This window comes from Sorangium sp. So ce1014, assembly GCF_051521505.1.
Lineage (GTDB): Bacteria > Myxococcota_A > Polyangia > Polyangiales > Polyangiaceae > Sorangium.
Map to the genome: position 1 here is coordinate 10,376,926 of NZ_CP150356.1, position 18,413 is coordinate 10,395,338.

The 18,413-nt window shown below is 71.0% G+C and carries 15 protein-coding genes; 8 read left to right on the plus strand and 7 right to left on the minus strand.

Annotation, left to right across the window (positions count from 1 at the left end; translation table 11 throughout):
* Window positions 1–44: 44 nt before the first annotated feature.
* Both glpK and WME75_RS39390 read left to right on the plus strand, forming a co-directional pair.
* Window positions 45–1,556, plus strand: coding sequence for a glycerol kinase GlpK (glpK, locus tag WME75_RS39385; protein WP_437481753.1), 1,512 nt, complete (start codon window positions 45–47; stop codon window positions 1,554–1,556).
* A 275-nt stretch (window positions 1,557–1,831) separates the two neighbouring features.
* Entirely contained in the window at window positions 1,832–2,623 is a 792-nt protein-coding gene (locus WME75_RS39390; protein WP_437481754.1) for a UPF0158 family protein, read from the plus strand.
* Between the two features lie 99 nt (window positions 2,624–2,722).
* On the opposite strand, the gene WME75_RS39395 is transcribed toward WME75_RS39390, so the two are convergent.
* On the minus strand, window positions 2,723–4,147 hold the full coding sequence (locus tag WME75_RS39395; RefSeq protein WP_437481755.1) for a carbohydrate porin: 1,425 nt from the start codon (window positions 4,145–4,147) through the stop codon (window positions 2,723–2,725).
* Window positions 4,148–4,509: 362 nt separating this feature from the next.
* Between WME75_RS39395 and WME75_RS39400 the strand changes: the two genes are divergently transcribed.
* Complete coding sequence (locus WME75_RS39400) at window positions 4,510–4,740, plus strand: hypothetical protein (RefSeq protein ID WP_437481756.1); 231 nt, start codon at window positions 4,510–4,512, stop codon at window positions 4,738–4,740.
* Between the two features lie 666 nt (window positions 4,741–5,406).
* Here the strand turns inward: WME75_RS39400 and WME75_RS39405 are convergent.
* Window positions 5,407–6,123 carry a hypothetical protein gene (locus WME75_RS39405; RefSeq protein ID WP_437481757.1) on the minus strand — a complete coding sequence of 239 codons (717 nt, stop codon included), beginning with the start codon at window positions 6,121–6,123 and terminating at the stop codon, window positions 5,407–5,409.
* A gap of 87 nt (window positions 6,124–6,210) precedes the next feature.
* Between WME75_RS39405 and WME75_RS39410 the strand changes: the two genes are divergently transcribed.
* Complete coding sequence (locus tag WME75_RS39410; protein ID WP_437481758.1) at window positions 6,211–6,699, plus strand: nitrate reductase associated protein; 489 nt, start codon at window positions 6,211–6,213, stop codon at window positions 6,697–6,699.
* A gap of 75 nt (window positions 6,700–6,774) precedes the next feature.
* On the opposite strand, the gene WME75_RS39415 is transcribed toward WME75_RS39410, so the two are convergent.
* The 3 genes from WME75_RS39415 to folP are packed head-to-tail and all read right to left on the minus strand — an operon-like array spanning window position 6,775 to window position 9,969.
* Complete coding sequence (locus tag WME75_RS39415; RefSeq protein ID WP_437481759.1) at window positions 6,775–7,713, minus strand: CdaR family protein; 939 nt, start codon at window positions 7,711–7,713, stop codon at window positions 6,775–6,777.
* On the minus strand, window positions 7,710–9,035 hold the full coding sequence (gene cdaA / locus WME75_RS39420) for a diadenylate cyclase CdaA (protein ID WP_437481760.1): 1,326 nt from the start codon (window positions 9,033–9,035) through the stop codon (window positions 7,710–7,712). The genes WME75_RS39415 and cdaA overlap by 4 nt, the downstream gene beginning before the upstream one ends.
* The gene (folP, locus tag WME75_RS39425; RefSeq protein WP_437481761.1) at window positions 9,028–9,969 is read right to left on the minus strand and encodes a dihydropteroate synthase; all 942 of its coding nucleotides are present in this window, start codon (window positions 9,967–9,969) and stop codon (window positions 9,028–9,030) included. The genes cdaA and folP overlap by 8 nt, the downstream gene beginning before the upstream one ends.
* Before the next feature lie 344 nt (window positions 9,970–10,313).
* Between folP and WME75_RS39430 the strand changes: the two genes are divergently transcribed.
* The 3 genes from WME75_RS39430 (at window position 10,314) to WME75_RS39440 (ending at window position 15,474) form a co-directional block, all read left to right on the plus strand.
* Window positions 10,314–12,161, plus strand: a complete 1,848-nt coding sequence (locus WME75_RS39430) for an HDIG domain-containing metalloprotein (protein ID WP_437481762.1) — start codon at window positions 10,314–10,316, stop codon at window positions 12,159–12,161.
* A 57-nt stretch (window positions 12,162–12,218) separates the two neighbouring features.
* A complete protein-coding gene (locus WME75_RS39435; RefSeq protein ID WP_437481763.1) occupies window positions 12,219–13,946 on the plus strand; it encodes an acyl-CoA dehydrogenase family protein in 1,728 nt (575 codons plus the stop codon).
* Window positions 13,947–14,268: 322 nt separating this feature from the next.
* Complete coding sequence (locus WME75_RS39440) at window positions 14,269–15,474, plus strand: serine/threonine-protein kinase (RefSeq protein ID WP_437481764.1); 1,206 nt, start codon at window positions 14,269–14,271, stop codon at window positions 15,472–15,474.
* 45 nt (window positions 15,475–15,519) lie between these two features.
* Here WME75_RS39440 and WME75_RS39445 read toward each other — a convergent pair whose 3' ends face one another.
* Entirely contained in the window at window positions 15,520–16,149 is a 630-nt protein-coding gene (locus WME75_RS39445; RefSeq protein ID WP_437481765.1) for a hypothetical protein, read from the minus strand.
* 190 nt (window positions 16,150–16,339) lie between these two features.
* Window positions 16,340–17,440: a DUF362 domain-containing protein gene (locus WME75_RS39450; protein WP_437481766.1), complete on the minus strand. Its 1,101-nt coding sequence runs from the start codon at window positions 17,438–17,440 to the stop codon at window positions 16,340–16,342.
* 369 nt (window positions 17,441–17,809) lie between these two features.
* Here WME75_RS39450 and WME75_RS39455 point away from each other — a divergent pair, with 369 nt between their 5' ends.
* On the plus strand, window positions 17,810–18,412 hold the full coding sequence (locus WME75_RS39455) for a ComEA family DNA-binding protein (protein ID WP_437481767.1): 603 nt from the start codon (window positions 17,810–17,812) through the stop codon (window positions 18,410–18,412).
* Window position 18,413: the final 1 nt, after the last annotated feature.

An 18,413-nucleotide genomic window follows, 5' to 3' on the forward strand; every position in this document is an offset into this window, starting at 1 on the left:
CTGGAACGGCTATGCGCCCACGGGCCGCCGCGTTAGTCGGCCGCATGGATTCCGCGTACCTCCTCGCGATCGATCAGGGCACCACCGGAACGACATCCCTCCTCATGGACACGGCGGGCGCGACGGTGGCCCGCGCCACGCGCGAGTTTCACCAGCATTTCCCGGAGCCCGGGCTCGTCGAGCACGACCCGGAGGAGATCTGGCAGAGCGTTCAGGACGCCGTGGGCGAGACGCTCCGGGCGGCGGGCGTGGCCGGCAGCGCGATCAAGGCCATCGGCATCACGAACCAGCGCGAGACGACGCTCGTCTGGGACCGCGCGACCGGCCGGCCGATCCACCGCGCGATCGTGTGGCAGGACCGCCGGACGGCGGCGCGCTGCGCCGAGCTCCGCGCCGCGGGCCACGAGCAGGCGGTCGAGGAGACGACCGGCCTCGTGCTCGACCCGTACTTCAGCGGCACGAAGCTCGAGTGGATCCTGGACAACGTGGCCGGCGCCCGCGCGCGCGCCGAGCGCGGCGAGCTCTGCTTCGGCACGGTCGACAGCTTCCTCGTCTGGCGCCTCTCGGGCGACGTGGCCGGCGGCTCGCCGGTGCACGCGACCGACGTCACCAACGCGTCGCGCACCCTGCTCATGAGCCTCGCGTCGCTGAGCTGGGACGACGCGATGCTCGCGATGCTCCGGATCCCGCGCCCGCTCCTGCCGGAGATCGTCGGTTCGGCGGGCCGCGTCGCCGCGACTCGCGGCTTCCCTCACCTGCCCGACGGCATCCCGATCGCCGGCATCGCCGGCGACCAGCAGGCGGCCCTCTTCGGCCAGGCCTGCTTCGCGACGGGCGACGCCAAGTGCACCTATGGCACCGGCGCCTTCGTCCTGGCCAACATCGGCGATCGCCCGCTCCGGAGCCGCTTCGGCCTGCTCACCTCCGTGGGCTGGAAGATCGGCTCCGAGGTGGTCTTTGCGCTCGAGGGAAGCGCCTTTATCGCCGGGGCCGCGGTGCAGTGGCTCCGCGACGGCCTGGGCCTCATCAAGAGCGCGGCGGAGGTCGAGGCGCTCGCCCGCAGCGTACCCTCCAGCGAGGGCGTCACGTTCGTCCCGGCGCTCTCCGGCCTCGGCGCGCCCTACTGGGATCCGGACGCCCGCGGGATCATCTCCGGGGTGACGCGCGGCACGACCGCGGCGCACCTCGCCCGCGCGACGCTCGAGGGAATCGCGCTCTCCGTGACGGATCTCGTGCAGGCCATGGCCGACGACCTGGGCCACCCGGTGCGCCGGATGCGCGTGGACGGCGGCGCCGCTGTGAACGACCTGCTCATGCAGTTCCAGGCGGACGTGGCGAACGTCGCTATCGAGCGCCCCACCGACCTGGAGACGACGGCGCGGGGCGCCGCAATGCTCGCCGGCGTCGGCGCCGGCCTCTTCCGGACGAAGGAGGACTCGGCCCGCATGTCCCGTGTCGGGCAGAGCTTCCAGGTCGCGATGAGCGAGGCGGATCGCTCCTCCCACCTCCGCCGCTGGTCCGACGCCGTCGCCCGCGCGCGCTCGCAGCGCGAATGACGAAGCGCCGATTCTCCGAATTTCCACGCTGTTTTCCGCTTGAACCAGGTCTTCCGAAGCTCGCTCCCGAACCGTCATCGCGCCCCGGCTCGGCGACCGAACGGGCTTCCGGATCAAGGAATCAACCCTAGGTTGCGAGAGTTAGGCCCAGAAGCCCCCAACCAGCGTAGAGTGCTATGACGACGGCGCATTTCCGTTCAAACTTGGTGCACTTGAACCGAGGCGCGCGGCCAGCCCACCGCCGCCTCGCTGCTTTCGATGGAGACGAGGAGGACATGCCGACTACCGAGAATGCTTCAGCCGGCGGGACGGCCGTTCGCGACATCCCGATCGACTGGGAGGCGCTGGAGGACGCCTTCGAGAACAACGCCCCAGAGGTGCACTCGTACCTGCACCTCGGCACGGGCGACGTGCTGCGAGTGGTCGACGGCGTGGCCGATCCGCAGATGCACGCGCGCATCGCGGCCGATGCCAACTACCTCCGGATCGATCCCGTGAGCTCCCGCGAGCAGTACCGGTGGATGGAGCGCTACATCCCGATGGTGGAAGACATGGAGCTCCAGGCGAAGCTCAGCCAGGCGATCGACGGCAAGGGCGCGTTCCGGCGCTTCAAGGATGTGTTGATGTCCTACGGCCCGGAGCGGGAGCGCTGGTTCGCGTTCCGGAGCGAGCGGCTGCGCATCTTCATGGAGGCGTGGCTGAGCGCCCACGCGCTGAACCCGGTCCCCCGCCCGCTCTGGGTTCCGGAGGCGCCGGCTCGCCCGGAGGCGGCCGCGCCCGCGACCCCTGCGGTCGAGGCGCCGCCGCGCGAGCGCGAGCGCGAGGAGGTGCGGGAGCCCCGCCGCGGCAAGAGCGTGGAGAGCCTGCGCAAGAACCTCCGCGACATCGCCGAGGCGCTCGGCCCGCGGGATCTCGACACGCTCACGGCGTTCGCGGAGTTCCTGAAGGCGCGCCGCGCGGCGCGGTCGTTCGCGCACCACTACCACGAGGCCCAGGGCCCGGCGGACGAGGAGTCCGGGCCCGCCTCGCAGGAGATCGCGAGCGAGTCGCGCAGCGACACGGCGTGAGGGCGCGCCGCCGGCGCCGCGATCGCGGCGCCGGGGCGCTGGCCTGAGGGTGGGACGGAAGGAACGGAGGGGAGCGGACCGCTTCGATGGCCGAGCGGTCTAGAAGTACCAGTCGGTGCGCGCGCCGATGTAGTGGCCGACGGTCGAGCGGGTCGTGAAGTTGAGGGGGTCCGACTCGTCGCGGAGGCCGAAGGCGCGGATGTACGGCGACTGGTTGTTCAGGACCGCCGCCTCGTTGTAGATGGCGGCCGTGTAGATGAGCTTGAAGTGCGGCCGCGCGCCGGTGCTCAGCTCGCCCGTCGGCACGAGGGTCGGGACGACCGAGAGCTTGATCGCGGTCCCCAGATCCTGCTCGCCGTCCTTGCGCCCCTGGAACGAGGCCTCGACGACGGGGTGGAAGTTCTTGTGCGCGAAGATCGTGGCGTTCGCCTGGACCGAGAAGTCCATCTGCTTCTCGTGGGGGCCCTCGGCGACCGCGGCGCCCGTGGCCTCGTACGCCGCCTTCGTGTAGTGGAAGGTGCCGAGGCCTTCGAGGGCGACGATGTCGCCGACCCGGAAGCCGACGTGCTCGACGGCCTCGATGGCGAAGGAGCCCGAGTAGGTGCCTTCGTCGTTCGGAGCGCCCCAGGTCTGGTACGTCTTCCCACCACCGGCGGCGCCGTTGGCGATCCCGGTGCCGAAGCGCACGGACGTATCGCTCCAGTTGCCCTGGCCGAGCCCGAGGTGGAGCTTCGCGCCGATGACGCCGCCGACGTCACCCTTGCCGTTGTCGGGCGCATCCTGATCCGGCCCGCGCGTCGCGGCCGGCAGGACGTGGAACTCGCCGTGGACCTTGACGTGGTGCTTGGCCTCGCCGCCGAACTCGAACTTGTAGTTACCGGCGAAGATGGTGCGGAAGCGCTCGACTCCGTTGGCGAAGTTGTAGACGGGGGGGCCGCCAGTCTCGTCCGCGGAGCGCCGGTACCCGAGGATGGCGAGCTTCAGGTTCTCGTACGTGATGCCGCCGCCCTGGCCGCTGAGGTCGTCGAGGTAGAAGTAGTCGCCGATGGGCGCGTACTGCTCGCGGAAGAAGCGCGCGCCGCCCCAGACGCTGAGGCCCGGGACGAGGAAGTTGCCGGCCTCGATGTAGGCCTGGTTGAACTGCATCGTGATCGCCTGGCCGTCGTTCGAGCCCGGCTGCATGAACTGCCCGCCGTGCTGACGCCAGATGGCGAAGGTCATCTCGGACTTCACGAAGAAGTCCTGCGGTGTCGCGCCCTTCACCACGTGCGCGACGAACGACGGCTCGGAGTAGTCATCCTCTTCGTAGCGGCCGCCGATGCCGAACCCGAGCAGGTTCAACGACTGGCCCTGGGCCTTCTGCCCGTAGAGCGACCACGCCATGCCGAGGCGTGAGTACCAGTGCCACTCGAAGTTCTCGCTGCCCACGGCGTGGGCCGACTTCGGCGCCGCCGTGAGGCAAATAGCGGAGACGGTGACCAGCCCGAGGGCTCGGACTGCGGCGCGCCGACCCGCGATTCGCATGCTGGGAACCGACGACCTGTCTCTCTTAAGTGATGTCATCGAACGACGCTCCTATCCATGTCTCTGGAGTGTGCTTGTGGTGATGGGGAGGTGATTTGGCCAGATGGCCAGCGCGGCAGAGGAAGCGGCCTATCAAGAGAATCTAAGGTTGGCTCTGTGCGACAGAGCCGCCCGCTGCCACACACGTGGGGCTCGCGGGGGGCACAGTTAACAGGAACGTTCTGTTCATGTCAAAGGTCTCCGAAGCACCCACAGCAGTTTGTTGCCTTCCGCGATGCGTTATTATTAAGTAACCGAAATCACTTGTGTTAGCCCAACCTCGGCCGCTTCCTGGGCCAGGAGCCGAGGCGTCGGATGACGCGATGCACCAAAAGCAGCTCGATCTGGATGAAGCGCTGCCGAAAGAATTTACGCGGCGCCTCGCGCGTTGCGGGGAGTGCGGCGCGCGCGATGCGGACTGGAAGGCTGCATTCGCGCGCCTGGGCGACGCGGGCTTTCGTGCGGCGGCGGAGCCACGTCGAGCGCGCTGGCGCGGATTGTTTCGGGACCTCGAACTTGGTTTTTCGTTTCGAGGCGCCGAGGAGCGTCATTGACGATCGCGGGCGCGCCGCGCGCGGCGACCGCGAGAGGCCCCTGCGCGCGTGCGCAGGGCCGGGCGGCGCCGCGCGGCCGCGGGATGAAGCCCGCTCTGGGTACGCAATATAACGCAATGCGCCGTAACAGCGTAGCGCGCGACGCAGATCGCGAGCGGGTCAGTCGCGACTGCAGTGCAGCGTGGGGTGGACGCGTTTTCGTCCAGGAAGGGCGTTACGCGGTCGCCTCGATACACGTCATGTCGTTCGCCGCGTGCGGGCAGCGGCGCTCGGGCGCTCGGGCGCTCGGAGGACAGGCACGGTCCCAGGCGCGCGAGGCGCATTGGCGCGGATCGCTGGCCGGGAGAGCCTGTCGCGGGCCGCGCCGGGCGCTCAGCACGCGCCGGCGACTGCGACGCTCACGTCGGTGCCGTCGAGCAGGCGGTTCCAACCGATCTCGTCGAAGGGCTCTGGCAGGCCGTGATTCGTTGTCCCTCGATCTCAAGGGATAGAGTCGACCTGCGTTGTCGCTCCTGCTTGCTTCGAGCAGCCCGGCCCGTGCCCCGTGGGCTCTGTACCCGCCGCAGGCGCTGTACCCGCCGCAGGCGCTGTACCCGCCGCAGGCGCTGCAGGCGCTCTGTAGACGCGGCGTCCTCTCGCTCACGCGTCACTCGCGCGCTCGCATGCTCAGCGCGCGGACACGATGTTCAGGGACACCCGGGCCCGCGCGTTCTGGTAGTACGTGTCGAGCGCCTGGGCGAGCCGCTGTGCCACGTACCAGCGCTTCAGCGCCGGGGCGACGTCCTCGTAGCGCTGCTCCTTGAACGGCGTGGCGCCGGAGCGCAGGACGAGCTTGAGCTCGAAATCGCTGGGCTCGAGCATCGGCGCGACCATGCGGTCGAGGTACAGGCTCGCGCGCGCCTGGCGGCGCAGCAGCGCGTCCAGCTCGTCGGAGCTCACCCCCTCGGCGGCCGCCGCGGCGAGGAGGCGCGCGCGGCCGCGGGCGCGCAGCTCCAGCGCGAACCGGGCCGCCTCGGCGCGCTGCGCCACCTCCACCGAGGTCGGCGCCGGCGAGATCGGCAGGCTGGCGAGCAGCGTCTCGGCGATGTGCCGATCGAGCGCGGCGCGGACGTGCCGGTCCCGGTAGAGCCCGGGCTCCGCGTCGGGATCGGCGAGCGCCTCGATGCGCGCCTCGAAGGCGAGCTCCCGCTCGAAGATGAACTGAGGGCGACGCACGCCGCCCGTCTCCGGCGCATGCCAGCGCACGACGACGCGGTCGAGCGGCACGGGGGCCGCCGCGGGCGCCGGCGGCTCGACCGCGGCGCCCTGACCGTGGGCGCTCCGCACCGGCGATACGAGCGCGAGCAGCGCGGTCAGCATCGAGAGGAGCCCGAGGCGGCGCACGGCGGCAGGCTAGCGCAAACCGCGCCGCGCGTCCCAGGCGCAACCACGGCTCGCGGCGGGATCGGGCCGCAGCTATAGAAGGGAAGTATGTACAGGCAGTTCGCGCTCGAGGGCGAGGTCCACGCCTCGCTCGATTGTGTGCCGCTCTCGGTGCGGCGGAAGCTGGACCTCGCAGAGCTCAAGATCTCGCTCGCGGGATGGCAAGCGCTGTCGCGCGCGGAGCGGCTCGCCCTGTGTCACCTGCCGGTCGACACGGACGAGGAGCTCACCGTCTACGCCGACGTGCTCCGCGGCTTCGCGGTGCGCGCCGGGGTCGACCTCACCCCCCTCGCGAGCGCGCCGGTGCGCCGCGCCGCCTGGGACGCGGAGAGCGTCAGCGCGCGGCTCCGCGAGCGGCTCGGCCCGGACGGCGCGCTCGACGACGCCGCGCTCGACCGGCTGGCGGCGCTGACCGAGGAGGAGCGCTACGCGATCGTCAAGCTCGCCGATCCGAAGCGCGGGCCCGAGAAGCTGCGCGCGCTGCTCGGCGAGCTCGGGCTGTCCCGGGGCGACGGCGGCGAGGGGCCGCCCGGCTGAGCCGCCGAGCGGCGCCGCTCGAGCCCATGCCCGCCGCGCTGACCTCCGCCGGGGCGGAGCGTCAGCGCGTCGCGCTCACCACTTCACCATGACCTTCGCCGGGTTGACCTCGGCGGTGACGCGGGGGACGTCGACGAGCACGTCGAGGAAGTCGCTGCCCGGCTGGCTCATGTCGAGCTGCGCCGCCTTGGGCTCCACGCGCGCCATGATCGAGTCGGGGTTGACGGCGCTCACGTCCTCCGGCGTCCCCGTGATCCTCACCTGCACCACCGCCGGCGCGACCGTGGCGCGCGGGATCCCGACCACCTCGACCTTGCGATCGAAGGTCCGCGTGGCGAGCTCGCGCCCGATCTCGAGCGTCGCCATCACGCTGTCGACGTCGTACGTCACGAGCTTCGGCGGCCGATCGAGGGCGAGCTGCCGCTGGTAGGTGCCCTCCGTGAGCCCGCTGATGTCGAACGGCGCGGTGCGCGCGAGCTGCATCACGTCGACCACCGAGCGCGGGCCGCGGGCGTTGACCGCCGGCGGCTCGACCGAGACCATCCCCTTCACGAGGAACCCCTGCGCCGCGTCCCCCGTGCGCGGCACGTGCACCGGGATGGCCCGCACGACCACGTCGTCCCAGCTGAGCTCGATCGTCGACGGGTAGATCTGCTCGACCACCAGCCCCGCGGGCACGTGAAAATCCGAAGGCTCCAGATCGTAACGCGTCACCGTGCCGTCGCGGAGGTCGAGCCGCAGCGTCCCGAGGCTCTCGGCGCGCAGGTCGTCGAGCTGGGTCCGCGGGCCCTGCACCGTGATCGCGACCTCGTTCGGGATCTGCGTCATGAGCTGCCGGTTGCTCGACTCGGGCGGGAGGATCAAGACGACGCTGAGCAACAACGTGCGCTGCGCGTTCTCCGCGCCGTGGATGAAGGCGTAGAGGCACAGCGCGAAGGTGATCGAGAGCAGCTTGAGGCCGAGGTTGTCGAGCAGCGCCGAGCGGAGCGCCTCACGGATGCCGGCGAGCGTCATGGCTCATCTCGCGGAGGCATTCCCTCCGCGCTCCCCTTGGACGCGGCGGTCGTCGCGACCTGCCCCGTCGGAACGAAGGTGCGCTGCGATGGAACCGGGGAGTCCGTCGCGGCCGCCGCGGTGGCGTCGACGAGCGCCGGCCGGCCGCGCTCGGACGGGCGATCCCCGTCCTGCGAGGCGGTGGTGCTCCCCGGGCTCCGCGCGTCGGCGCCGGACCCCGCCGCGGCGCGGAGGTCGGCGCTGGACCCCGGCGTCGTGCGCGCCTCGGCGCCCGAGCGCATCGGCGTGGAGGTCGACATCCGCGCCACCGGCCGCGCGTCGGCCTCGGCGGGCGGCTTGATCATCGACGACGTCTTCGTGACGGGCGCCGCGGGCTTGGCCTCCATCGGCGCCGGCTTCGCCGCGGCGGGCTTGCCGGGCTCGATCCCCTGCGCGGCGGCGCCTTGCGCGGGGCTCACCGCGGGGCCGCGCGACGGCGGCGTCGGCAGGCTCGTGCGGCCGCTCTGGGCCACCTTCTTCGCGAAGCGCCGCCTGCGCGACGAGCGGCCGAAGAGCCCGAGCAGCGCGTGCCGCAGCGACTGGCCGTCCAGGTTCGAGACGATGTTGCCGCTGAAGCAGAAGCTGATCGTGCCGCGCTCCTCGCTGACCACGACCACGACCGCGTCCGTCTCCTCGGTGATGCCGAGCGCGGCGCGGTGCCGGGAGCCGAGGCTCGCGTCGAGGATCTTTGTCTCTGGCATCGGGAAGAAGACGCCGGCGCGCGCGATCTTGAGGTCGCGGATCAGCACCGCGCCGTCGTGCAGCTTGTTCACCGACTCGGGGACGAAGAGCGAGACGAGCAGCTCCCGGGTCACCACCGAGTCGATGTGGATGCCGTCGCTCTTGACGAACTCCAGCACGTTGGCGTCCTGCTCGAAGGCGATGATCGCGCCCATGCGGTGACGGGCGAGCTCGGTCGCGGCGGCGACGACCTCGTCGATGACCCGCGACTGCTGCTCGCGGCCGCTCGTGAACCAGTTGCTGCCGCCCACGCGGATGAGGGCGCGGCGGATGTCGTTCTGAAAGACGACGACCACGATGAGGATGATCGACGAGAGCAGCCACGAGAGGAGGTTGAGGAGCGTCGTCAGGCCGAAGATCTTCGCCCCGAGATAGATGAGGAAGACGATGCCGAGCCCGAGGCCCATCTGCATCGCGCGGGTGCCGCGCAGCACGAGCAGCGCGCGGTAGACGACGTAGGCGACGATGAAGATGTCGACGAGGTCCCGGATGACCTGCGTCGCCGGCCTCGCCGAGAAGAGGCGGAGGAACCCATCAACCATCGCCGCGCGCCCCCTGGGTGAGGGGTGCGCCGGCGCCGCGGCGGTCGCCCGGGCCCGCGCGCTCGATCGCGCGCATCACGTCGAGCGCCTGGCGCACGGGGCCGACGTCGTGGACGCGCACCGCCGCGGCGCCGCGCGCGGCGCAAGCGAGCGCGGCAGCGACGGTGCCGCCGAGGCGCTCCGGGGGCGGCGCGAGCGCGGCGCCCGCGCGGTCGCCCCGCGCCGAGGCCTCCGCCGCCGCGGCGCGCGCGAGGAACGACTTGCGGCTCGGCCCGACGAGCACCGGAAAGCCGAGGGCGCACAGCTCGTCCAGCCTGGCGCACAGCTCGAGCGACTGCCGCGCGTTCTTGGCGAAGCCGAGGCCCGGGTCGAGGACGAGCTCGCCCTTCGGCAGGCCCGCCTCGAGCGCCCGCTCGGCGGCGCGCGACCACTCGCGCGCCACGTCGGCGACGACATCGCCGTAGGCGTCGTCCGGGTAGGCGGAGAAGCCGGCCATCGCCGACATCGGGCCGCGGCTGTGCATGAGCACGAGCGACGCCCCGCGGCGCGCGCAGAGCGCGCCGAGCTCTGCCGCGCTGTCGAGCGAGATCGTGTTGACCACCGCCGCGCCGTCGTCGAGCGCGCGCGCCGCGACGACGGGAGAGGTCGTGTCGACGGAGACGACGGCCCCCCTCCTCACCGCGTCGCGGACGCTCCCGCCGATGCGCGCGATCTGCTCGTCGTCCGCCACGGGCTGCGCCCCCGGCCGCGTCGACTCCGCGCCGATGTCGATCATGTCTGCCCCCTCGGAGAGCATCGCATCGATCTGCGCGAGGGCCGTCCCTTCATCCGCGAAGAAGCGACCGCCGTCGGAGAACGAGTCCGGCGTGCGGTTCAGTACCCCCATGATCACCAGGCTCCCGCGGCGTTCGAGCAGCATGCGCAGCGGGGACATTTCCTGTGGGTAGCAACTTTTGCGCCGAACGGCAATTGTCTGCTCGAATCGATGTTTACCGGGAGCAATTGGAACATCGCGAGGGAGGTCCGGCGCCGCGCTCGGCGTCGCTGGCGTGGCCGGCGGGCGCGCGCCGGCGTTGGACGGCGCGCCGGCGCCGACATTCGGCGCCCGGGGGTCGCGCTCCGCGCGACGCTGACTCGGCCGCGCTTCTTTGCTAGGGTCCCGCCCACACCTTGACATCGGCGACCGCCCGCGGCCGTCGGTGGCGGCGGGGCGACGCGCGAGCGCGCCCCGTCAACCGTTTCTCAAGCTGTATCCAGCGGACGAGACCGAGCGGTTCCATGCTGCGCACGCGTATCCGGGCAGGTCCCCTCGCCGGCTTCGTCTTGAGCGTCCTCTTCGCGGCGCTCTTCGCCGTGCTCTGCGTGGGCGAGCTCTTGATCCCGTCGCTCGCGCCCGAGATGGGCGAGCCCGCGCCGTTGACGCTGCGGGTCCCGTACGGGCCGCGGATCGTGCGCGACACGCACGACGGGAGCTTCACGCTCTCGTACGAGCACGCGCGCGTCATCGTGCCGCGCGGCACGGTCCTCTCGGAGCACAACGAGGACCACGACGCCGCGATGGCGTACGAGACGGTGCGGCGCATGCGCCAGCCCGGGCTCGGCGCGCGCGTCGCGAGCACGTACGTCATCTACCTCATCGTCTGCCTGATGCTGACGGTCTACCTGCGTCGCTTCGGGCAGAACCGGGTGCGGCTGCTGCGCACGCAGGTGGGCATGTTCGTCCTGATGACGGGCTCGCTCATCGTCGCGAAGCTCCTCCTGCTCTTCACGGCGCTGCCCGAGTTCTGGATGCCCGTCGCCGCGCTCCCGCTCTGGGTGGCGATCGCGTTCGATCGGCGGACCGCGTTCCTCGTCGAGGTGGGCGTCGCGTTCATCGCCGCGTCGCTGCTCCGGTTCGACGTGGTCCTCCTGTCGGTGCTGCTCGTGCGCGGCATCGCCGCGACCATGTTCTTCTTCAAGCGCAAGGGCTCGCGGCAGCTGCTCGTCGCGGGCAGCCTCGCGGGCCTCGCCGGCGCGATCGGGTTCGTCGCGCTGACCGTGCTGTTCGAGGGCGGCTTCGACCTCGTCGCGGATCTGAAGCGCTGGCTCGGGTCGAACGTGCTGGCCTGCATCGGCGGGGGGTTGATCGTCGGTGTGCTCGGGCGGGGCCTCAGGGAGGTCGCCGAGCGGGCGATGGGGCACGTGCCCCGCGACAAGCTGCTCGACCTCACCGATCTGGAGCAGCCGCTGCTCAAGAAGATGGCGGCGGAGGCGCCGGGCAGCTGGGAGCACGCGCGCGCGATGGCGAACCTCGCCGAGGCGTCGGCCGCGGCGATCGGCGCCGACGCCCTGCTGACGCGCGTGGGCGCCTACTATCACGACCTCGGCAAGACGGTGCAGCCCAAGTATTTCATCGAGAACCTCGCGCCCGGCGAGCGCTCGCCGCACGAGGATCTCGAGCCGGAGGTGAGCGCCGACGCCATCATGGCGCACGTCGTGATGGGCACGAAGATCCTGCGGGAGGGCAACATCCCCGAGCCCGTCGTCGAGTTCGCGTACACCCACCACGGCACGCAGGTCGTCGAGTATTTCTGGCACAAGTGCGTCGAGCAGGGGAACCCGAAGGACCTGACGCAGGAGCACTTCCGTTACCCCGGCATGAAGCCGCAGACGAAGGAGACGGCGATCCTGATGCTCGTCGACTCCATCGAGGCGGCGTCGCGGACCATCTGGCCCCCCGAGCACAAGAAGTTCGAGGAGATGATCCAGCGCGTGATGTTCTCGAAGCTCGCTTCCGGCCAGCTCGATCAGTCCGGGCTGACGATCGAGGACCTGCGCATCATGACGAGCCGGATGGCGTCGACGCTGGTCAACATGTACCACGGGCGCATCAAGTACCCGTGGCAGCGCGAGGCCGATCGCGCCGGGCACACGCCGGCGCCGCCGACGGCCACGCCGCGCCCCACGACGCCCACGCCCGTGCCGCCGTCCGGCGCGGTGGGGCGGGACGGGAGCGCGGCCCCGCCGCCCGCCTCGACGGCGCGAGGCGCGGCCGCGGCGGCGCCCGCGGTCAGAGACGACGCCGGGGGGGCCACGAAGGACGAGCGCCCAGCGGAGTCCGTGCGGACGCCGAAGAAGACGCACTGAGCAGGCCGCGCGGCTCGCGCGGAGGCGCGACGGCCTGCCCCTTGAAAGGACGGTCCGATGCCCCCGACGATCGAGCAGAGCTTCATGAAGGCCCTCTTCCACGGCATCATCGCCGAGGACATCATCTTCCCGTACCCCGAGCTGCCCTCCGAGGAGCGGGAGGCGACGTCGATGATGCTCGACAGCGTGCGGAGGTTCTTCGCGTCGAGCGTCGACAGCACCAAGATCGATCGGGAGCACGCCATCGACCCCGGCCTCCTGGCCGAGATCAAGAAGCTCGGCCTGATGGGCCTGCAGGTCCCGTCCGAGCACGGCGGCGTCAACCTCAGCAACATGGCGTACGCGCGCGTGATGCAGGAGGTCGGCGGGCTCGACGCGTCGATCGCCGTCACGCTCGGCGCGCACCAGTCGATCGGCTTCAAGGCGATCCAGCTCTTCGGGACGGAGGAGCAGCGGCAGCGCTACCTCCCGAAGCTCGCGACCGGCGAGTGGATGGCGGCCTTCGCGCTGACGGAGCCGGGCGCCGGCTCCGACGCGGCGGCGATCAGGACGCGCGCCGAGGTGTCGGCCGACGGCTCGTACTACACGCTGAACGGGTCGAAGATCTGGATCACGAACGGCGGCATCGCCGATGTCTTCACGGTGTTCGCCCGGACCTCCGCGCTCGAGGAGGGGAACAAGCCGAAGCTCACGGCCTTCATCGTGGAGCGGGGCATGGGCGTGAAGAACGGCCCGGACGAGCACAAGCTCGGGATCCGGGGCTCGTCGACGACGGAGCTCTTCTTCGACGACGTGAGGGTGCCGCGCGAGAACGTGCTCGGCGACGTCGGCAAGGGCTTCAAGGTGGCCGTCGAGGTGCTCAACAACGGGCGGCTCGGGCTCTCGGCGGGGTGCGTGGGCGCGTGCAACACGCTGATCCGCCTGGCGCTCGACAGGGTCCAGGAGCGGCGCGCGTTCGGCCGGAGCATCGGTGATTTCGGGCTCATCAAGGACAAGATCGCGACGATGCTGGCGCACACGTACGCGCTCGAGTCCATCACCTACCTCACGGCGAGCCTCGTCGACGCCAAGGTCCCGGACTTCTCCATCGAGAGCGCGATCTGCAAGGTCATGGGGAGTGAGACGCTGTGGTTCGTGGTCAACGAGACGCTCCAGATCGCGGCCGGCATCGGATACATGCAGGACTATCCCTACGAGCGGCACCTGCGCGACGCGCGGATCAACATGATCTTCGAGGGGACGAACGAGATCCTGCGCTGTTTCATGGCGCTCTCCGGGATGAGCGGCCCGGGCAAGGCGCTCGCGGACGTGGCGAAGGCGATGCGAGAGCCCATCAAGGGCTTCGGCCTGCTCAGCGACTTCGCGATCCGCAAGGCGCGGTCGGTGCTCGGGCGCGAGCGGATGTCGAAGGCGCACCCGCTGCTCAGCCGGGAGGCGGTGATCTTCGAGGACTACACCGCCGAGCTCGCCACGCACAGCGAGGACATGCTCCGGAAGCACGGGCGCGAGATCGCCGAGATGCAGTATGCGCAGCGCCGCATCGCGGAGATGGTCATCGACCTCTACTGTATGGCCGCGTGCATCTCACGTACGACCCGGGCCATCGAGCGGCGCGGCGAGGAGGGGGCGCGGCGTGAGATCGATCTCACAACCGTGTTCACCGGCATGGCGCAAAAGCGGCTCAGGCAGCATGTCGCGGACTTCCAGAAGAACGACGACGAGCTGCGCAAGGCCATCGCGGTGCGAGCCTATGCCGATCGCGCCTACCCGTTCGATATTCTCTGATCGCCTCCCGGCGCACCTCGGCTGACATCCAGTTACATGGAGTCACCTCCAGGGACACGAGCGCCGCGCCGCGCCGCTCCGGCGCACGCCGGCGACGCGCTCGCCCGCGCATCCAACGCAAGATGCGTATCGAGCGAATCCGAACGACACGCTCCGTTTCAGGAAGTTTTCACCGCACGACCTGGACGGATTGCGATATCATCTACTGGGAGTAGCGTTGGCGTAGACTCTTCGACAGGAATCGGGTGATCACTTGTCCCAGGCCTGGGCATTGGGTGGCAGGTGCGGAGCCATGAAGGAGACTGCTGAAGGTCGGGCCGTCATGGAGAAGTATCGCCTCGAGCGCAGGCTCGGCGGCGGTGGCATGGGCGACCTCTGGCTGGGCTTCGACATCAAGCTCAGGCGGCGGGTGGTCATCAAGTTCATCCGGAGCTTCGCCGCCACGGAGCCGGAGCTGGTCGCCCGCTTCGAGCGTGAGGCGCGCGCGTCCGCCCGCGTCCGGAGCCCCTACGTCATCGAGACGTACGATTACGGGGTCGATCGCGGCTGCGCGTTCATCGTCATGGAGTACCTCGAGGGGGAGGACTTGAACCGCCGCCTCGAACGGGAGCCGAAGCTCCCGCTCGCGCAGGCGGCGCTCCTGTTCACGCAGCTCGGCAAGGCCCTCGATGCGATCCACGCCGCGGGCGTGATCCACCGGGATCTGAAGCCGGGGAACATCTTCCTCACGTGCTCGGGCGGCGATGAGCTGCTCAAGGTGCTCGACTTCGGCGTCGCGAAGTCGTCTTGCTCGCGCGACCGGATCACGAAGACAGGCATGGTCCTCGGGACCCCCCGGTACATGAGCCCCGAGCAGACCATGGCGCCCAGGCAGGTCGATTACCGGAGCGATCTCTGGTCGATGGCCGTGATCCTCTACCGCGCGATCACCGGCCAGTGTCCTTTCGCCGGCACCAACATCAATGAGCTGGTCAGGCACATCTGCCAGACCTCGTTCCCCAGGGCCTCCGAGCTCGCGCCGGAGCTCCCACCCGGGGTCGATGCGTTCTTCTCCCGGGCGTTCGCCTTCGAGCCCGACGCGCGGCACCCGTCGGGCAGGGAGATGATGGAAGCGTTCACCGCGCTCCTCCCTGCGCAGACGCTGGCCTCCATGCGGTCGCTGGAGGCGCTGCGCGCGATCCCCGGCGCGCCGCCGTCCGAGCGGAGCGCCATCATCCAGCGGGCCGCGCTGGGCGTGCCCGCGGCCCCGCCTCGCTGCGCCATGGATCAGACGACCATGGCCGCCATGCTGGCGACGCCGGCGAACGATCTCGGCGGCGCGCCGGAGGCGGGCGAAGCCGACCCCGCCCCGGACGACCGGCAGAGCGAGGTCGCGCTGGACAGCCGTGTCCTGCCGCCGCTTCGGGTCCCCTGGCTGGTCGCGATCGCGCTGCTCCTCGCGGCCGCTTCGGTCGTTTGCCACAGCATGGCCCAGGGCGCGTCCTGGTCGCCGGATACCGCGGAGAGCCCGGCGTCGATGGCTCCGTGACCCGGCGGGGCGTCGCGCGCCCGTCGACGTGCTGCGGACCGCGCCTCAGCGCGCGTCGGTCTTGGGTGCCTCGGTGATGCCGGACATCCACCGGAGCCTCGGGGCGCCCTCGTCGATCCAGCGGTCGCGCACCCGGCGCGCGAGCTCGGGGTGCTCGCTCGCCTTCACGGCCAGCACGGACACGAGGCACGTCCCCGGCCACGACTCGTAGACGGCGATCGCTCCGGCGTACTCGTCGCTCGCGAACACCGACGCGATGCTGCCGTCGAGGACCTTGAACACGAGCGGCCGCACCTCGCCGTCGATCTCCTGCGTCGTCCGGAGGATCTGCGCCTCCCCGAGCCGCACGCCATAGCCGTCGGCGAGCGCCGCGTTCTTCGCCCAGAACTCGTCGAGGCAGCTGTCGGGATCGCTCGGCCCCGCGGTGCTCGAGTAGAGGACCGTCAGGGCGGCGTAGTGCTCGTCGCCGTACCGGAAGGTCGCCCGCGTCGGATGGGTCCAGATCCGCACCCGGCGCCAGCTTTGCCAGTCGACGAGCGGCACCTCGAGCGTGTTGAACCGGTCCCGCCGCCTCCCCCATGGCTCGGCCAGCAGCCGCTCGAGCGCGGCCCGCTCGGGGTCGGCCGCGTCGCCCCCCGGGTTCTCGCGGGTGATCGACGCGGGCGTCGGGGGCAACCCCGGCGGCCTCGACGGGGGGGTGCTGCTGCAGGCGGTGGCGGCGAGGAATGCGAGGAGAGGGACCGCCGATGCGGTCCCCCACCCTGTGGAAGATCGCGCAGTCGGCCTGGAGCAGAGCATGGGCAACACGAGCCTCGGCAAGCGGTTCTCAGCGACGGCAGTCCCGCGAGCAGATCCCGCAGCGCCGCTACAATCGGACCTCGCGCATCGCGATTTTATTCTTGTCGAAGACGCCCAGCCCGAACTCGCCCGCGATGCGGATGTACGAAGGTTCCCGGCTCGCCTCCTTGAGCGTGGGCAGCCCGTTCTCCTTGCGCCAGGTCTCGACCACGCCCCAGCCGATCACATCCATGGCGACCGGATCGGTCGTGGCGTACACCGACTCGTGAAGGACGCGCCGCTTCGGGTTCTTGTCGAGCGGGCCCTGGTCGTAGATGAGCTTGAAGCCGTCCGTGATGTGCAGGCGGACACGGCTCTTCACGACGTCCTGCGCGTAGAGCTCGGCGATCTGCGGGCTCGCCGTGTGCTGGTGGAAGGCGTGCGGGTTGATGGTCGCGCCGTGGGTGATGTTCTTGAGGCAGCCGGTGTAGCCGCAGATCGAGTGGTCCTTGATCAGCGAGACGTTGATCACCGCGGTCGCCTCGGTGAAGGGGCGGACGAACTTGGTGGGGATGCCGAAGACCGAGATGCTCGGCATCACCGCGTCCTTGTTCTCGTGCACCGCGGCGCGGATCCCGGCCGGGAACTCGGCGGCCGGCTTGGCGGTGCGGTCGGCGCAGCGGGTGCCGGCGAGGAACGAGGGGTACTGCTCGAAGATCAGGACGTTCTCGGCGGGGACGCCCGCCGCGATCACCCCGCGCACGATCTCGAGCACGAGCTCCTTGTTGGTGGCCATGGTCGCGCCCTTCTGGCCGGCGATCCCGTTGGCCTTGATCGCCACGCGGTCGTCCTTGTGGACGAAGCGGCCGAAGGCGGCGCCGAGATCGCCCTTCCCGGTGAGCTCCGCCATGGCCCGCTCGAGCATCGCCTTCGCCGCGGACGCCTCGGGCCAGAGGCCGTTTGGCTGCATCGAGTTCGACTTCGTGACCTTCACGATCTTCCCGGGAATGGAGAGCGGCGTGAAGCCGGGAGGCGGCGTGGCCGCGAGGCTCGGCGGCGCTTCCGCGAGCGCCGCGCTCGGGCCCAGGAGCACGGCGCCCGCGGTGCCGGCAGCGAGGCCGCCGAGGAAGGCTCGGCGCGAGCGACCCGCAGGGCCGGGATCAACAAAGCGACGGGGATCGTGGGGCATAAGACCTCGTGGTGAGCGCCTTGCGGCGGGGTGGATGCCGCCGGGTCGCCGGGCGCCCGGGGCGCTGATGGTAGCCGAGCTTCTCGCTCGTGACACGGCGCCCGTCCTCCCCCGGGGGCGCCGGCCTGCCGGCGGCGGCGCCCGTCCTCCCCGGGGGCTACCCGAGCTCCCTGGAGGCGAGCTCGACCTTACCGTGCGCCTCCGCCATGGCGGCGCCACGCCGGGGAGCGCTGGACGCCCGCGATTTGCCCAGGGTTTCAGGCGATCGCGCGCCGGCATGCCGCTCGCTTGGCGGCCTCGCCGAGGAGACGAACGCCGCTCGCGTGCGCGGAGGCGACGTCCTTTGCACCAGAAAGAAGGCGCGGCACGATGCAAGCGACATCGAAGGGGACGGGCTCGCCCGATGGGCGGGCTGATGCAGGGCAAGACACCGAGGCGTGTCGCCCGTGGCGGGAGCGGGCGCTGGCAGCGCTGAGGGACTCGGCCTGGACCGCGCTGGGCGGCAAGGTCGCGGCGTACGTCGCGGGGTTCTTCGCGCTTGCGCTCGTGGGTTCCGGGCACGCGCTGAGCCTGCTCCCGGAGCGCCCGGCAGATCCGGCCGCCGGGCTGGCGATGGTGGCCGGCGACCCGGCGCCGTTCGGCGCCGCCGGGAGCCCGGCGCCCCAGGCCACCGCCGAGCCTGCCGCCGACGCGGGGGCCGCAGCGGCAGAGCCGCCGCCGGCCGGCGATGGCGGGGCGGTCGCTCCGGCGGGCGGCGGCGTGACCGCGGACGGAAAGGTCGTGCTGAACCTCGCGACCGAGGCGGACCTCATGCGCCTCCCGGGCGTCGGTCCGGCGAAGGCGGCGGCGATCCTGGCGCTCCGCGCCAAGCTCAAGCGCTTCCGGAAGATCGACGACCTGCTGCGGGTCAAGGGGCTGGGCCGGCGGTCCCTCAAGCGGTTAAGGCCGCTCCTGCTCGTCGATCCACCTTGAT